Source organism: Cupriavidus sp. USMAA2-4, assembly GCF_001854305.1.
In the GTDB taxonomy this organism is placed as follows: domain Bacteria; phylum Pseudomonadota; class Gammaproteobacteria; order Burkholderiales; family Burkholderiaceae; genus Cupriavidus; species Cupriavidus malaysiensis.
In genome coordinates this window covers 1266823-1281541 of the sequence record NZ_CP017748.1, presented here as the reverse complement: position 1 = coordinate 1281541, position 14719 = coordinate 1266823, and the positions used below count along the sequence as shown (strand labels likewise).

The following is a 14719-nucleotide window of genomic DNA, read 5'->3' as shown; positions in this document are numbered from 1 at the left end:
GCGCCGCCGGCACTGGAGACTGGATCATGGCCGAATCGGATAACAGGGCGGCCGCGCCCTTGCTGCAGGAATCACTCGACGCGCCGGGCGTGCTGCGCCTCACGCTCAACCGCCCGGACGCCTTCAACGCGCTGTCCGAAGGGCTGCTCGACGCGCTGTCGGCCGCGTTGGCGCGTATCGCTTCCGACCCGGCCGTGCGCGTGGTGGTGCTGGCCGGCGCGGGGCGCGCTTTCTGCGCCGGGCACGACCTGCGCGAGATGCGCGCGCAGCCTTCGCACGATTACTATCGCCGCCTGTTCGAACGCTGCACGCGCGTGATGATGGCGATCCAGAAGATGCCGCAGCCGGTCATTGCCCGCGTGCACGGCATCGCCACCGCGGCCGGCTGCCAGCTGGTGGCCATGTGCGATCTCGCGGTCGCGGCCGACGATGCGCGCTTCGCCGTCTCCGGCGTCAACCTGGGGCTGTTCTGCTCGACGCCGGGTGTGGCGCTGTCGCGCAACCTGGGCCGCAAGCAGGCCATGGAGATGCTGCTGACCGGTGACATGATCAGCGCCCAGGCGGCTCGCGAGCGCGGCCTGATCAACACCGCGGTGGCGCTGCAGGCGCTCGATGCGGAGGTGGCGCGGCTGGCCGCCAGCATCTGCGCGAAGCCGGCGGCGGCGGTCGCGGCAGGCAAGGGCCTGTTCTACCGCCAGCTCGAAATGGGTATCGAGGCCGCCTACCAGCTGGCCGGCCAGACCATGGCCTGCAATATGATGGATGAGTCGGCACTGGAGGGCGTGCAGGCCTTCCTCGACAAGCGTGCGCCCGCTTGGCGGGCATGATGTAACTTATACATCACTTCAAGGTGTTATTCCTGGCGGATTTCCCATCGCTTTATGCGCTATTGGTATAAGGGAATCGGAAAAAATTCGTTTCTGGTATGAGGCGGTTCGCATAGAATAGGCGCCTCGCAGAAAAATAATGTGCGGCAACAGCGCTGGAGACCTTCTCGCCTGTTGCCGTTTTCTTTTCGTCTTCTCTCATGATCGAACTGCAAGGTCTCTCGCAGCGCTTTCCCGGTGCGTCGGGCGAAGTGCATGCATTGCGGGACGTCAGCCTGTCCATCGCGGCAGGCGAGGTCTTTGGCATCATCGGCCGCAGCGGCGCCGGCAAGAGCACCCTGGTGCGCGCCATCAACCTGCTCAACCGTCCGACCAGCGGCCGCGTCATCGTGGCGGGCCAGGACCTGACCGCGCTCGACAAGGGCGCGCTGCGGCAGGCGCGCCGCGAGATCGGCATGATCTTCCAGCATTTCAACCTGCTGTCTTCGCGCACGGTCTACGACAACGTGGCCCTGCCGCTGGAACTGGCCGGCCAGAACAAGCAGCAGATCGCCGCCGCCGTGATGCCGCTGCTGGAGCTGGTGGGTCTCGACAAGCTGAAGGACCGCTACCCGGCGCAGATCAGCGGCGGCCAGAAGCAGCGCGTGGGCATCGCGCGGGCGCTGGCCAGCAAGCCCAAGGTATTGCTGTCGGACGAGGCCACCTCGGCGCTCGACCCGGAGACCACGCGCGCCATCCTGGAGCTGCTGCGCAAGATCAATAGCGAACTCGGCCTGACCATCGTGATGATCACGCACCAGATGGAGGTCATCAAGCAGGTATGCGACCGCGTCGCGGTGCTCGACGCCGGTCGCGTGGTGGAGCAGGGGCGCGTGATCGATGTCTTCCTGCGCCCGCAGCACGAAGTCACGCGTGCCATGATCGGCGACGTGATCGCGCAGGAACTGCCGGCCAGCGTGCTCAAGCGCGTGGAGAGCCGGCTCGGCAACGGCCGCGACCACGTCTACCGCCTGGCTTTCACCGGCGAAGGCGTGGACCAGCCGGTGCTGGCCCAGGCGATCCGCCGCCACGGGCTCGATTTCAACATCCTGCACGGCCACATCGACGAGATCCAGGGGCAGGCCTTCGGTTCGCTGGCCATCATGGCCACCGGCGAACTGGCCGACGTGAAGGCGGCGATGGCATACCTGCAGGAGCAGGGCGTGGTGGTAGAGGAGCTCGAGCATGTGGTCTGAGATGTTTGACCTGTTTCTGACCTCGTTCAACGAGACGCTGCTGATGGTCAGCATCTCGGGCGTGGTCGGTGCGCTGTTCGGCGTGCCGCTGGGCGTGCTGCTGCACCTGACCGACCGTGGCGGCGTGCTGTCGAATCCGCTGTTCAACCGCACCATCGGCGTGGTCGCCAACGCGGTGCGCTCGATTCCCTTCATCATCCTGCTGGTGGTGGTGATTCCGTTCACGCGCTTCATCGTCGGCTCGTCGATCGGTACCGCCGCGGCGGTCGTGCCGCTGACCATCGCGGCCATCCCGTTCATCGCGCGGCTGGTGGAGTCGGCGCTGCGCGAGGTCGACAAGGGGCTGGTCGAGGCAGCCCAGTCGATGGGTGCGACGACCTGGCAGATCGTCTGGAAGGTATTGCTGCCCGAGGCCATGCCAGGCATCGTCGCCGGCCTGACCATCACCTTCGTCAGCCTGGTCGGCTACTCGGCCATGGCCGGCGCGATCGGCGGCGGCGGCCTGGGCGACCTGGGCATCCGCTATGGCTACCAGCGCTACATCACCGAGGTGATGGTGGCGGTGGTGGTGATCCTGATCGTGTTCGTGCAGGCCGTGCAGAGCTTCGGCGACTGGCTGGTCCGCCGCATCAGCCACAAGTAGGCGGGGCCGGAGCGAATCGCGCCGCCGCCAGTCATCTCCAGCCATCACAGACAGGGAAGTCACAAGATGCAACGTCGTAACGTGCTGCAAACCATCCTGGGCGCTGCCGCCCTCGTGTTCGGCGTGGCCGCGGCCGGCCAGGCCGCGGCGCAGGACAAGCCGATCAAGATCGGGGTCACCGGCGGCCCGCACGCCCAGATCATGGAGCAGGTGAAGAAGGTCGCCGCGCGCGACGGCCTCAACATCCAGGTGGTCGAGTTCAGCGACTACATCCAGCCGAACGCCGCACTGGCCGCCGGCGACCTCGACGCCAACAGCTACCAGCACCTGCCCTACCTGGAAGCGCAGATGAAGGACCGCGGCTACAAGTTCGCCAACGCGGGCTTCACCGTGACCTTCCCGATGGGCATTTACTCGAAGAAGGTCAAGTCGCTCGACCAGCTCAAGGCCGGCGCGCGCCTGGGCGTGCCCAACGATCCCACCAACGGCGGCCGCGGCCTGCTGCTGCTGCAGAGCAAGGGCCTGCTCAAGCTGCGTGCGGATGCCGGCCTGAAGGCGACGCCGCTGGACATCACCGAGAACCCGAAGAAGCTGAAGATCGTGGAACTGGACGCCGCCCAGCTGCCGCGCTCGCTGGACGATCTCGACGCCGCCGCCATCAACGGCAACTACGCGGAATCGGCAGGCCTGTCGCCGACCAAGGACGCGATCGCCATGGAAGGTCCGAAGGGGCCGTACGCCAACCTGATCGCCGTGCGCGAAGCCGACAAGAACAAGCCTTGGGTGGCCAAGCTGCTCAAGGCCTATCACTCGGCCGAGGTGAAGCAATACATCCAGGCGACCTACAAGGACTCGGTGATTACCGCGTGGTAAGTCGAAAAACAGAGGCGAATTCGCCGCCGCAGGGCATCCTGCGGCACAATTGACCTGGGTTTTCGAGCTTGCCGGGCTATGCCCGGCAATTCTTTACCGATAAAATAGTACGATCGTTCGAAAAACTAAGGCGCCGCCAGACCGGTGGTTATAATGGCGAGCGATGCAAATTTCTGACTATCAGTGATCAGTGGAGTGAGCGCATGAAAGTACTCGTCGCAGTCAAGCGCGTGGTGGACTACAACGTCAAGGTCCGGGTGAAGTCGGACGGCACGGGCGTGGATCTGGCCAACGTCAAGATGAGCATGAACCCCTTTGACGAAATCGCCGTGGAAGAAGCGGTGCGTCTGAAGGAAGCCGGCGTGGCCACCGAGGTGATCGCCGTGTCCTGCGGCGTGGCCCAGTGCCAGGAAACGCTGCGCACCGCGATGGCCATCGGTGCCGACCGCGGCATTCTGGTGGAGTCGAGCGAAGACCTGCAGCCGCTGGCCGTGGCCAAGCTGCTGAAGGCCCTGATCGACAAGGAGCAGCCGCAGCTGGTGATCCTGGGCAAGCAGGCCATCGACGACGATTCCAACCAGACCGGCCAGATGGTGGCCGCGCTGGCCGGCCTGCCGCAGGCGACTTTCGCCTCCAAGGTGGTCGTGGCCGACGGCAAGGCTTCGGTGACCCGTGAAGTCGACGGCGGCCTGGAAACGCTGTCGCTGTCGCTGCCGGCGGTGGTGACCACCGACCTGCGCTTGAACGAGCCGCGCTACGTCACGCTGCCGAACATCATGAAGGCCAAGAAGAAGCCGCTGGACACCGTCAAGCCGGAAGACCTCGGTGTCGACGTCAAGCCGCGCCTGACCACGCTGAAGGTCGTCGAGCCGGCCAAGCGCAGCGCGGGCGTGATGGTGCCGGACGTCGCCACGCTGGTGCAAAAGCTGAAGAACGAAGCCAAGGTCATCTGAGCGCGGGGAGAGAGAACATGACTGCACTCGTCATTGCTGAACACGACAACCAAACCATCAAGGCCGCCACGCTGAACACGGTGACCGCAGCCGCCCAGTGCGGTGGCGACGTCCACGTGCTGGTGGCCGGCTCCAATGCAGCGGCCGCCGCTGCCGCCGCCGCCAAGATCGCCGGCGTCACCAAGGTGCTGCTGGCCGATGCGCCGTACTTCGGCGACGGCCTGGCCGAGAACGTGGCCGAGCAGGCGCTGGCCATCGCCAACGACTACAGCCACATCCTGGCGCCCGCCACCCCGTACGGCAAGAACATCCTGCCGCGCGTGGCCGCCAAGCTGGACGTGGCCCAGATCTCGGAGATCTCCAAGGTCGATGCCCCGGACACCTTCGAGCGTCCGATCTACGCCGGCAATGCCATCGCCACCGTGAAATCGGCCGACAAGGTCAAGGTCATCACCGTGCGTGGTACCGCCTTTGACGCCGCCGCTGCCGAAGGCGGATCGGCTGCCGTCGAAAGCCTGCCGGCCGTGGCCGATGCCGGCGTCTCGCAGTTCGTTTCGCGTGAAGTGGCGAAGAGCGACCGTCCGGAACTGACTGCTGCCAAGATCGTCGTCTCCGGCGGCCGTGGCGTGGGCTCTGGCGAGAACTACACCAAGGTGCTGACGCCGCTGGCCGACAAGCTGGGCGCGGCGCTGGGCGCTTCGCGCGCCGCTGTCGATGCCGGCTTCGTGCCGAATGATTACCAGGTCGGCCAGACCGGCAAGATCGTGGCACCGCAGCTGTACATCGCTGTCGGTATTTCCGGCGCGATCCAGCATCTGGCTGGCATGAAGGACTCCAAGGTGATCGTAGCGATCAACAAGGATCCGGAGGCGCCGATCTTCTCCGTGGCCGACTACGGCCTGGTGGGCGACCTGAACACGGTTGTGCCCGAGCTGGTGGCGGCACTGGGCTGAGTCCCGCTGGCTGGCCCCGCGGGGCCGGCACCGACCGCATCGCAAGAGCCGTTCCCGGGGGCACCCGCGAACGGTTTTTTTTCATCCAGTACGCACCTGCCACAGGCCAGCGAGAAGGGCGGCGGGCGAGACCTGCTGCACAACAATCCAGGGCATGCTCTGGGCAAGAGGCGAATCGGCGGCCCTGGACCTCGCCGGGCGCATGCCGTCACGGGCCGGCGGGATGCGCGACGCCGTCAGGCAAGCGGAAAGGAAAGCAAAAACGGGTGCTTCCGACCGGAAGCGCCCGTTCTCATGGGTGCGCGCGGCAGGCGCCGCTGCCGGGAAGACCGGCGGAGGCCGTTCTCCGGGCCTCCAGGCCATCAGGCCACGGCCGGGCGCGGCGAGGTGTGCCGCTGCGTGTCGTGCAGGTAGCGCGAGACCGACAGGTCGTCGGCGCGGATGGCCGGCTTGGTGCCCGACACCAGATCGGACAGCAGCTTGCCCGAGCCGCAGGCCATGGTCCAGCCCAGCGTGCCGTGGCCGGTGTTCAGCCACAGGCCCTTGACCGGGGTCGGCCCGACGATGGGCGTGCCATCCGGCGTCATCGGCCGCAGGCCGGTCCAGAAGGTGGCGCGGCTGACGTCGCCGGCGCCCGGGAACAGGTCGGTGACCACGTGTTCCAGCGTGCGGCGCTTGGCTGGGTCCAGCGAACGGTCATAGCCGACGATCTGCGCCATGCCGCCGACCCGGATGCGGTCGTCGAAGCGCGTGATGGCCACCTTGAACGTTTCATCCAGCACGGTGGAGACCGGGCTGCGCGAGGCGTCGTTCATCGGCACCGTGATGGAGAAGCCCTTGAGCGGATAGACAGGCAGGTCGGAAAGGCCGGACAGGAAGGGCTTGACCATCTGCGTCGACCAGCTGCCCAGCGCCACCACCACCAGGTCTGCCGACATCGGCTCGCCGTCCACCATGGCGCCGGTCACCGCGTCGCCGCGCGTGAGCAGGTTGCCGATGGTGCGGTTGAAGAGGAAGCGCACGCCCTGGGCTTCGGCCATCGCGGCGAGCCGGCGCGTGAACAGCTGGCAGTCGCCGGTCTCGTCATTGGGCAGGCGCAGGCCGCCGGTCAGCTTGTGGCTGACCGTGGCCAGCGCCGGCTCTGCGCTCGCGAGTTGTTCGCGCGAGAGCAGTTCGTAGGGCACGCCGGCCTGGTCGAGGACGGCGATGTCCTTGGCTGCACCAGCCAGTTGCGCTTCGGTGCGGAACAGTTGCAGGGTGCCCTGCGTGCGGCCCTCATAGGCGATGCCGGTGTCGGCCCGCAGTGCGCGGATGCAGTCGCGGCTGTACTCAGCCAGGCGCACCATCCGTTCCTTGTTGACGGCATAGCGGTCGGCGCTGCAGTTCAGCAGCATCTGCCAGATCCAGCGCAGCTGGAACAGCGTGCCGTCGGGGCGGATGCTCAGCGGCGCGTGCTGCTGGAACATCCACTTGATGGCCTTGAGCGGCACGCCGGGGGCCGCCCAGGGCGACGCATAGCCCGGTGAGATCTGGCCGGCGTTGGCGAAGCTCGTTTCCAGCGCCGGTCCGGCCTCGCGGTCTACCACCGTGACCTCGTGTCCGGCCTGGGCCAGATACCAGGCGCTGGTGACACCGATCACACCGCTGCCAAGAACAAGAACGCGCATTTCCACTCACTCCGACTGGTCGACCGGGCATCCGGCGTTGGGGGCGTAACTGGGAGAACCAGTCACGGAAGCATTTACTACTATGCTATTGAAAATACGCTAGTTATAGTTGTCGAAAAATTTCGATAAACAGGAAGAAATCATGAGAACGAGTCGGCAACCCGTGCGCAGCCTGGACCGGCTGGACCGTAGGATCCTGGCCTTGCTGCAGGCGGACGGGCGCATGTCGATGAAGGACCTTGCCGAGGCTGTGGGCCTGACCATCACGCCCTGCATCGAGCGGGTCAAGCGGCTCGAGCGCGATGGTGTCATCATGGGCTACCACGCGCGCCTGAACCCGGTGCTGCTGGGTAGTGCCCTGCTGGTATTCGTGGAGATCACGCTGCGCGACAAGTCGGGCAATATGTTCGAGCAGTTCCGGCGCGAGGTGCTGCGCATCCCGGAGGTGCTGGAATGCCACCTGGTGTCGGGTGACTTCGACTACCTGATCAAGGCGCGCATCCGCGAGATCGGCGAGTATCGCCGCCTGCTGGGTGACATCCTGCTGCAGTTGCCCGGCGCGGCCCAGTCCAAGAGCTATGTGGTGATGGAAGAGATCAAGGAGACCCTGGCCATTTCCGTCGAAGAGAAGGCGCCGGCGGCCGGCGCCGGGCGTAACTGAGGCGCCGGGCTGGCCAGGTATGGGAGATTCCGGACGTCCAGGGCGGCCGCCCGCGCCGAGCAAGGGGCGGGGTGCCGTCAGCAACCTGCAGGGACGCTTCGAGCGCGACCGGCGCGAGGCGTTCGACGACGGCTGGGCGCCGGCCGGCGAGATGCCCGCGCGCGCCGACGCGGTGGAGGCCCCCGCCAGCGAGGCGGGGCCGCGGCTGGTCACCCATGTCACCCTCGAACAGGCGCGCTCGATCCTGACGCGTAACGCGTCGCCGGATATTCCCTTCGATGTCTCGCTGAATCCCTATCGCGGCTGTGAGCATGGCTGCATCTATTGCTTCGCGCGGCCGACCCACGCTTACCTCGATCTGTCTCCCGGGCTGGATTTCGAGAGCCGGCTGTTCGCCAAGGCCAATGCCGCCGAGCGCTTGCGCCATGCCCTGTCGCGACCGTTCTATCGCTGCGAGACCATCGCGCTGGGCGTCAATACGGATGCCTACCAGCCCATCGAGCGCGAACACCGCATCACCCGCAGCGTGCTCGAGGTGCTGCACGCTTGCGACCATCCGGTCGCGCTGATCACGAAGTCGGCGCTGATCGAGCGGGATATCGACCTGCTGGCGCCGATGGCGGCCAAGCGCCTGGCCGTGGCCGCCGTCACCATCACCACGTTGGATGCCGGACTGGCGCGCACCCTGGAGCCGCGTGCGGCGGCGCCATCGCGCCGGCTGCGCACGATCCGCACGCTCAGCGAGGCCGGCATTCCGGTGGGTGTCAGCGTGGCGCCCCTGATTCCCTTCGTCACCGAGCCGGACCTGGAGCGCATCCTCGAGGCGGCGCGCGAAGCCGGCGCGGTCTATGCCAACTACATCGTGCTGCGGCTGCCGTGGGAGGTGAGGCCCCTGTTCGAGGAGTGGCTGCAGGCACACTTTCCGGACCGGGCCGAGCGCGTGATGAACCGGGTGCGCGACATGCGCGGCGGCAAGGACTACGACGCGGATTTTGCCTCGCGCATGCGCGGCACCGGCATCTGGGCCGACCTGTTGCGCCAGCGCTTCTACAAGGCGGCCGACCGGCTGGGCTACCGCTACAACCGCTATGAGCTGGACACCTCGCGCTTCCGGCCGCCGGCCCTTCCTGCGCCACCGGCGCCGCGCCAGGGATCGCTTTTCTGAGTGCGCACGGCGGTCGGGGCGCGTGCCCGCTTCCGGCTTCCCCGGCTGCCGCGGCGCGGTTTCGGCGCTACTGTGACAGCGCGCGCGCAGCTTCTACCTGCGATTCGAAGTAGGTCTGGAAACTGATGGCCAGGCCGGCCATCAACAGGCCGGTGCCGATCAGCAGCGAAAGGATCACCAAGATGACGACGGGCCAGCCGGAGCGGGTCGGTGCGCCGTGCGGGTTGAAGCGCGCATCCCATTTTTCGTCCGGCCGCAGGCCGTAGACGATCGCAGCCAGGAAGGCCGAGGTCAGCGAGGTGCCGCCGAGCACGGCGAAGACCCAGTTCAATACCGGATTGCCGGCATCGGCCAGCAGCGAGGCCACGCCGATCGTGCCGGCCAGCGTGGCGAGCAGGTGCATCCAGCCGTAGCGGTCGCGCACGCCGGCAAGGTAGAAGCGGTGTGCCCCGAGGCTGCCCAGCAGGAAGGCGAGCGCGACGGTGGCCAGCTTGGACTTGCCGCGTGCCGGGCGGGCTTTGGCAGTGGAGGGCGTGGCAGAGGCTTGGCTTGCAGCGGACATGGCAGAACGGGATCCGGTCATGCGGCGGGCAGGCACCCCCGCCGGGCGGCGTGCTGACTGGCGGCCAGCGTGCGGCGGGTCACATTGTAAGCCGTGGCGAGGCGCGATGGCCGTACCTTGCCATCGTCGCCACATGTAGGGTGGGGGCTTGCGGTGGTGGAGCTTGCCGCGCGGGCAAGCTCGTGGAGTTCAGGGGGGGGCAGGATGCCAGGCGTTGCAGCCAGCCAGGGGAGGGCGCCGATCCGGCCCCTTGCTCAGCGGCCGTTTTCGCGCTCGCGCGCCTGCCAGCCCGGACCCACCCCGGTCGCGCGCGGATCGCCGCGCGCATTGTCGGACGGTCGTTCCCGTTCGGCGGGTGGGGGGCGCTCCTCATTGCGCAAGGCGGCGGGAGAGGGCGCGGGGCGCCCGCTCAGGCGATCGTCGGCGCGGGCCCTTGCTTCCATCCGCTCGATCTGCGCGCGGACATGGTCGCGGCTTTCGGCCCGCACGCTTGCCATCTCCCAGCCGCCTGCTTGCGCGCGCGCGCCCGCCTGGCGGGCATCGGGGCGCGCCTGGTGCCAGAAGGCGACCTGTGCGTGGCTGATCGCCGCGGTGCCGAGCAGGCCTGCAAGCAGTGCCAGGCCGGCCACGCCGTTGCGCAGGGGGGAGCGGGAAAGCATACGGATTTCCAGAAGCCTGTCGCGCGGATGGGTTCACGAGATGGCTTCATGGTACGCATGCGCTCCGAGTGCGCCTATGCGAATCGCGTTACCGGTGTAACGGATTGTTTCCCCGTTTCGGGGCAGTTCGGGTGGCTGGACGGGCAGGGCGCTACGGTGCGTAGCGGATCCGGTAGATGGCACCGGCGAAGTCGTCGCTGACCAGCAGGGAGCCGTCGGGTGCGACCTGCACGTCGACCGGGCGGCCCCAAGGCTTGCCCCGGCGCAGCCAGCCCTCCGCGAACACCTGTTGGCCGGTGACCTTGCCCTGTTGATCCAGCATCACCCGTACCACCCGGTAGCCGACTGGTGTGCTGCGGTTCCAGCTGCCGTGCTCGGCGATGAAGATCGTATTGCGCCGGTATTCCGGCGGAAACGCATTGCCTGTGTAGAAGCGCATGCCAAGGGCGGCGACATGGGCGCCGAGCTTGGCGGCGGGCGGCGCGAATTCCGAGCACGGGCGCTGCTTGCCGAATTCGGGATCGGGGATGTCGCCGGCATGGCAGTAGGGGTAGCCGAAGTGCTGGCCGGGGCGGGACAGGCGGTTGAGTTCGTCGTCGGGCTGGTCATCGCCCATCCAGTCCCGTCCGTTGTCGGTGAACCAGAATTCGCCGGAAGCCGGATTCCAGTCGAATCCCACGCTGTTGCGCACCCCCTTGGCCACGACCTGCAGGTCGGAGCCGTCGGGCCGCATCTTCATGATATTGGCGTAGCGGTTCTCGTCCGGCGCGCAGATATTGCAGGGCGCGCCAACCGGCACGTAGAGGTAGCCATCGGGTCCGAAGGCGATGAATTTCCAGCCGTGGTGGGTCTCGCTCGGAAAACGGTCGCTGACCGTCACCGACTGCGGCGGGTCGTCCAGGCGTGCCTCGATCCCATCCAGCCGGACAATGCGCGAAACCGAGGAAGCGTAGAGCGCGCCGTTGCGGAAAGCGACGCCGACCGGCATGGTCAGGTTGCTGGCAATGGTGCGCACCCGTGGCCGCGGCCCCAGCGGATCGGAGATGGCGTAGACTTTTCCTTTTGCACTTGTGCCGACGAAGAGTGTGCCGCCCGGTGAGAACGTCATGCCGCGGGCATCCGGCACCTTGTCGCTGAGCAGTTCGATGTGGAAGCCCGGCGGCAGTTTGATCTCGTTGAGCGGGAGGGCCGCCCGCACTGGGGCAGCCAGGCACAGCATGCAGGGGAGCAGGGCGGCGCGGCGCCAGGCGGCCAGCGCGCGGCCCGGGTGGAAGTGCGGCAGGATCCTCATGATGCGCTCCTTCGCAGGGGTTCCCGCCACCATGCCTGCCCTGCCGTGCACAGTCAATTGGCTAAGTGTTTGTTTGGCCTTGAGAATTGGGCTATACTCTCGTGTTTCGTGTTCGAACACCCCGTTTTCTGAGGAATTCATCCATGGTCGTCATCCGTCTGGCTCGCGGCGGCAGCAAAAAGCGCCCGTTCTTCAACATCGTCGCTACCGACTCGCGTAACCGCCGTGATGGCCGTTTCATCGAGCGTATCGGCTTCTACAACCCCCTGGCTGCCGACGGCGCCGAAGGCCTGCGCGTTGTCGCCGACCGCCTGACCTACTGGCAAGGCGTCGGTGCCCAGCTGTCGCCGACCGTGGCGCGCCTGGTCAAGCAAGGCGCCGCCAAGGCCGCTGCCTGATCGGCTTGAGCCGGGAGATGCGCCTGGCCATGCCGTGTGCGTGGCTGGCAGTCTCCGGCACAGATCTGTCCTCCTGCCGTGACTGAACGCAAGCAGGGCGCCGCGCCGCGGCGACCGTTGACGTCGCCCGCCGCCCCGCAGCCTGCCAGGTTGCCTGCGGCACTGGTTCATGCCGATGCCCTGCCGGAAGATCTGGTGGAGGTCGGCTACGTCGGTGCTGCCTATGGCATCCGTGGCTGGATCAAGGTCCAGCCGCATGCCCAGGACGCCGAAGCATTGCTGAATGCACGTCGCTGGTGGCTGCTCGCCGTACCGCGGCCCGGCCTCGCCGGCAGTGCGGATGCCGGGGTGCCGCCACTGTGCCTGAAGATCGCGCAGGCGCGCGAGCACAGCGGTACGGTGGTCGCGCAGGCTGCCGGCGTGGCAGACCGCAACCTGGCCGAGGCGCTCAAGGGGCGCCGCGTCTGGGTCCGTCGTGCCGACTTCCCGGCGCCGCAGGAAAACGAATTCTACTGGGTCGACCTGATCGGTTGTGCCGTCAGCAACGAGTCGGGGGAATCCCTCGGCGAGGTGTCCGGCCTGATCGACAATGGCGCGCACCAGATTCTGCAGGTCGCCTGCACGCTGCCCGATGGCAAGCCGGGCGAGCGTTTGATCCCCTTCGTCGATGCCTATCTGCGCGAGGTCGATACAGCGGCCAGGCGCATCGTGGTGGACTGGGGGCTGGATTACTGATTGGCCAGCCGCGCGGTGGCGGCGTGGTGGGGGAGGGGCGGATGCAGTTCGATGTGATCACGCTGTTTCCCGAGATGTTTCGTGCGCTGACCGACTGGGGCATCACCAGCCGGGCAGCCCAGCAGCAGCGCTACGCGTTGCGGACCTGGAATCCGCGCGATTTCACCGCTGATAACTACCGCACGATCGATGATCGCCCGTATGGCGGCGGCCCCGGCATGGTGATGCTGGCCAAGCCGCTGGAGGACGCTCTCGATGCGGCGGCTGCCGTGCAGGCGCAGGCCGGCGTCGAGCGGCCGCATACGGTGCTGATGTCGCCGCAGGGCGCGCGCCTGGACCATGCCAAGGTGATGGAACTGGTGCAGCGTCCCGGCCTGGTGCTGTTGTGCGGTCGCTACGAGGCGATCGACCAGCGCCTGATCGATCGGCGCGTGGATGAGGAAATCAGCCTCGGCGATTTCGTGCTGTCGGGCGGCGAATTGCCGGCCATGGCGCTGATCGACGCGGTGGTGCGACATCTGCCCGGCGTGCTGGGCGATGCGCAGTCGGCGGTACAGGACAGTTTCGTCAATGGCCTGCTCGACTGTCCGCACTATACGCGGCCGGAAGTGTATGAAGGCGTGCGCGTACCCGAGATTCTCCTCGGTGGCCATCATGCCGAGATTGAAAAATGGCGGCGCCGTCAGGCGCTCGCCAACACCGCGAGCAAGCGTCCCGACCTGATCGAGGCGGCTCGCAAGCAGGGTTTGCTGACCCGCGCCGACGAGAAGTTTCTGTCGGAGTGGTCCGCGAAGGAAGGGCGGGAGCTCGCTCCCGCCAAGTGAAAACCCCATCCTCTGCCGGGGCCCGGGCAATGCCTGGGGCACACAACGCCGGTATGATGGTCTAGGAGAAAAACGATGAACATCATCGAGCAAATCGAAAAGGACGAGATCGCTCGTCTGACCGCCAACAAGACCATTCCCGCGTTCGCCCCCGGCGACACCGTGGTGGTCAACGTGAACGTGGTGGAAGGTAACCGCAAGCGCGTGCAGGCGTACGAAGGCGTCGTGATTGCCAAGCGCAACCGCGGCCTGAACTCGTCCTTCATCGTGCGCAAGATCTCGTCGGGTGAGGGCGTGGAACGTACGTTCCAGCTGTACTCGCCGCTGATCGCCGGCATCGAGGTGAAGCGCCGCGGCGACGTGCGCCGCGCCAAGCTGTACTACCTGCGCCAGCGCTCGGGCAAGTCGGCTCGTATCAAGGAAAAGCTGGTTTCCAAGGCTTCGACCAAGGCAGCTGCCGCTCAGTAAGGCGGTCACTCCGGCGGCTCCGGCCGTCGGCAGCTTTCCAGGGGCACCTTCGGGTGCCCTTTTTGCATGGTTGCGGCCGCCTCATATGCTGCGGCGCGGCTTCTGTCATACTACTGCCGCTATGCGCCCTGCCTTTGATCCCGAAGCCCTTCCCGTCCTCGATACCGATACGCGCCACCCGGCGATCGCCGCTTCGCGGCTGCAGCCGGGCTTCATCCGGCAGCGCCTGCAGCTGCCACCCCCCTGGCAGCCCGAACTGGTCGACGATTCCCGCGCCAACGACCGCGGCCGCGCCTTGCGCGATGCCGCCGTGCTGATGCCGCTGGTGGAGCGCGAGCATGGGCTGACGGTGCTGCTGACCGAGCGCAATGCCAACCTGAGCGCGCATGCGGGCCAGATCAGCTTTCCGGGCGGCAGCTTCGACGTGACGGACCCGGACCGGATCACGACCGCATTGCGCGAGACCGAGGAAGAGGTGGGGCTGCCGCGCAATTTCGTCGAGGTGGTCGGCACCCTGCCCGATTACATCACCGGCACCGGCTTCCTGGTCAGTCCGGTGGTGGGGCTGGTACGCGATGGCTTCACGCTGCGCCCGAATGCCGGCGAGGTGGCCGATGTGTTCGAGGTGCCCTTGTCATTTCTGATGGACCCGGCCCACCACCAGCGCAGGTTGCTGCGCTGGGTCGACGGTGAGCGCATGTTCTATGCGATGCCGTTCCCGCGCGAGGGTGGCGGCCACCGTTTCATCTGGGGGGCGACCGCGGCGATGCTGCGCAACCTCTACCACCTGCTGGCTGCCTGAGGC

Annotated in this window: 17 protein-coding genes; 13 read left to right on the top strand and 4 right to left on the bottom strand. The window is 66.9% G+C overall.

Annotated elements, in window-relative coordinates:
* Nucleotides 1-26: 26 nt before the first annotated feature.
* The 6 genes from BKK79_RS05715 to BKK79_RS05690 all read left to right on the top strand — a co-directional run bounded on the left by BKK79_RS05715 (nucleotide 27) and on the right by BKK79_RS05690 (nucleotide 5484).
* On the top strand, nucleotides 27-827 hold the full coding sequence (locus tag BKK79_RS05715; RefSeq protein ID WP_071011661.1) for an enoyl-CoA hydratase: 801 nt from the start codon (nucleotides 27-29) through the stop codon (nucleotides 825-827).
* A gap of 200 nt (nucleotides 828-1027) precedes the next feature.
* Nucleotides 1028-2062, top strand: a complete 1035-nt coding sequence (locus BKK79_RS05710) for a methionine ABC transporter ATP-binding protein (protein WP_071011663.1) — start codon at nucleotides 1028-1030, stop codon at nucleotides 2060-2062.
* On the top strand, nucleotides 2052-2705 hold the full coding sequence (locus BKK79_RS05705; protein ID WP_071011665.1) for a methionine ABC transporter permease: 654 nt from the start codon (nucleotides 2052-2054) through the stop codon (nucleotides 2703-2705). Before BKK79_RS05710 ends, BKK79_RS05705 begins: the two co-directional genes overlap by 11 nt.
* A 66-nt stretch (nucleotides 2706-2771) precedes the next feature.
* On the top strand, nucleotides 2772-3578 hold the full coding sequence (locus tag BKK79_RS05700; protein WP_071011666.1) for a MetQ/NlpA family ABC transporter substrate-binding protein: 807 nt from the start codon (nucleotides 2772-2774) through the stop codon (nucleotides 3576-3578).
* 203 nt (nucleotides 3579-3781) lie between these two features.
* On the top strand, nucleotides 3782-4531 hold the full coding sequence (locus tag BKK79_RS05695; protein ID WP_071011668.1) for an electron transfer flavoprotein subunit beta/FixA family protein: 750 nt from the start codon (nucleotides 3782-3784) through the stop codon (nucleotides 4529-4531).
* A gap of 17 nt (nucleotides 4532-4548) precedes the next feature.
* Nucleotides 4549-5484: an electron transfer flavoprotein subunit alpha/FixB family protein gene (locus BKK79_RS05690; protein WP_071011670.1), complete on the top strand. Its 936-nt coding sequence runs from the start codon at nucleotides 4549-4551 to the stop codon at nucleotides 5482-5484.
* 362 nt (nucleotides 5485-5846) lie between these two features.
* Here BKK79_RS05690 and BKK79_RS05685 read toward each other — a convergent pair whose 3' ends face one another.
* The gene (locus BKK79_RS05685) at nucleotides 5847-7151 is read right to left on the bottom strand and encodes a D-amino acid dehydrogenase (RefSeq protein ID WP_071011672.1); all 1305 of its coding nucleotides are present in this window, start codon (nucleotides 7149-7151) and stop codon (nucleotides 5847-5849) included.
* Nucleotides 7152-7293: 142 nt separating this feature from the next.
* On the opposite strand from BKK79_RS05685, the gene BKK79_RS05680 reads away from it, so the two are divergent.
* Both BKK79_RS05680 and BKK79_RS05675 read left to right on the top strand, forming a co-directional pair.
* Nucleotides 7294-7812 carry an Lrp/AsnC ligand binding domain-containing protein gene (locus tag BKK79_RS05680; RefSeq protein WP_071011673.1) on the top strand — a complete coding sequence of 173 codons (519 nt, stop codon included), beginning with the start codon at nucleotides 7294-7296 and terminating at the stop codon, nucleotides 7810-7812.
* A 19-nt stretch (nucleotides 7813-7831) separates the two neighbouring features.
* Nucleotides 7832-8977, top strand: a complete 1146-nt coding sequence (locus BKK79_RS05675) for a PA0069 family radical SAM protein (protein WP_071011674.1) — start codon at nucleotides 7832-7834, stop codon at nucleotides 8975-8977.
* A 67-nt stretch (nucleotides 8978-9044) separates the two neighbouring features.
* On the opposite strand, the gene BKK79_RS05670 is transcribed toward BKK79_RS05675, so the two are convergent.
* The 3 genes from BKK79_RS05670 to BKK79_RS05660 all read right to left on the bottom strand — a co-directional run bounded on the left by BKK79_RS05670 (nucleotide 9045) and on the right by BKK79_RS05660 (nucleotide 11489).
* Complete coding sequence (locus tag BKK79_RS05670; RefSeq protein ID WP_071037303.1) at nucleotides 9045-9539, bottom strand: TM2 domain-containing protein; 495 nt, start codon at nucleotides 9537-9539, stop codon at nucleotides 9045-9047.
* Nucleotides 9540-9793: 254 nt separating this feature from the next.
* Nucleotides 9794-10198 carry a hypothetical protein gene (locus BKK79_RS05665; protein WP_071037302.1) on the bottom strand — a complete coding sequence of 135 codons (405 nt, stop codon included), beginning with the start codon at nucleotides 10196-10198 and terminating at the stop codon, nucleotides 9794-9796.
* A 151-nt stretch (nucleotides 10199-10349) separates the two neighbouring features.
* Complete coding sequence (locus BKK79_RS05660; protein ID WP_084084505.1) at nucleotides 10350-11489, bottom strand: PQQ-dependent sugar dehydrogenase; 1140 nt, start codon at nucleotides 11487-11489, stop codon at nucleotides 10350-10352.
* A 143-nt stretch (nucleotides 11490-11632) separates the two neighbouring features.
* Here BKK79_RS05660 and rpsP point away from each other — a divergent pair, with 143 nt between their 5' ends.
* The 5 genes from rpsP (at nucleotide 11633) to BKK79_RS05635 (ending at nucleotide 14716) form a co-directional block, all read left to right on the top strand.
* Nucleotides 11633-11887, top strand: a complete 255-nt coding sequence (rpsP, locus tag BKK79_RS05655) for a 30S ribosomal protein S16 (RefSeq protein ID WP_071011679.1) — start codon at nucleotides 11633-11635, stop codon at nucleotides 11885-11887.
* Between the two features lie 78 nt (nucleotides 11888-11965).
* Nucleotides 11966-12622 (top strand): ribosome maturation factor RimM, encoded by a 657-nt coding sequence (gene rimM, locus BKK79_RS05650; protein WP_071011680.1) that lies wholly within the window; start codon nucleotides 11966-11968, stop codon nucleotides 12620-12622.
* Nucleotides 12623-12663: 41 nt separating this feature from the next.
* Complete coding sequence (gene trmD / locus BKK79_RS05645; RefSeq protein WP_071011682.1) at nucleotides 12664-13446, top strand: tRNA (guanosine(37)-N1)-methyltransferase TrmD; 783 nt, start codon at nucleotides 12664-12666, stop codon at nucleotides 13444-13446.
* A 75-nt stretch (nucleotides 13447-13521) separates the two neighbouring features.
* Nucleotides 13522-13914, top strand: a complete 393-nt coding sequence (gene rplS, locus BKK79_RS05640; RefSeq protein ID WP_071011683.1) for a 50S ribosomal protein L19 — start codon at nucleotides 13522-13524, stop codon at nucleotides 13912-13914.
* A gap of 121 nt (nucleotides 13915-14035) precedes the next feature.
* A complete protein-coding gene (locus tag BKK79_RS05635; protein ID WP_071011685.1) occupies nucleotides 14036-14716 on the top strand; it encodes a CoA pyrophosphatase in 681 nt (226 codons plus the stop codon).
* Nucleotides 14717-14719 lie beyond the last annotated feature (3 nt).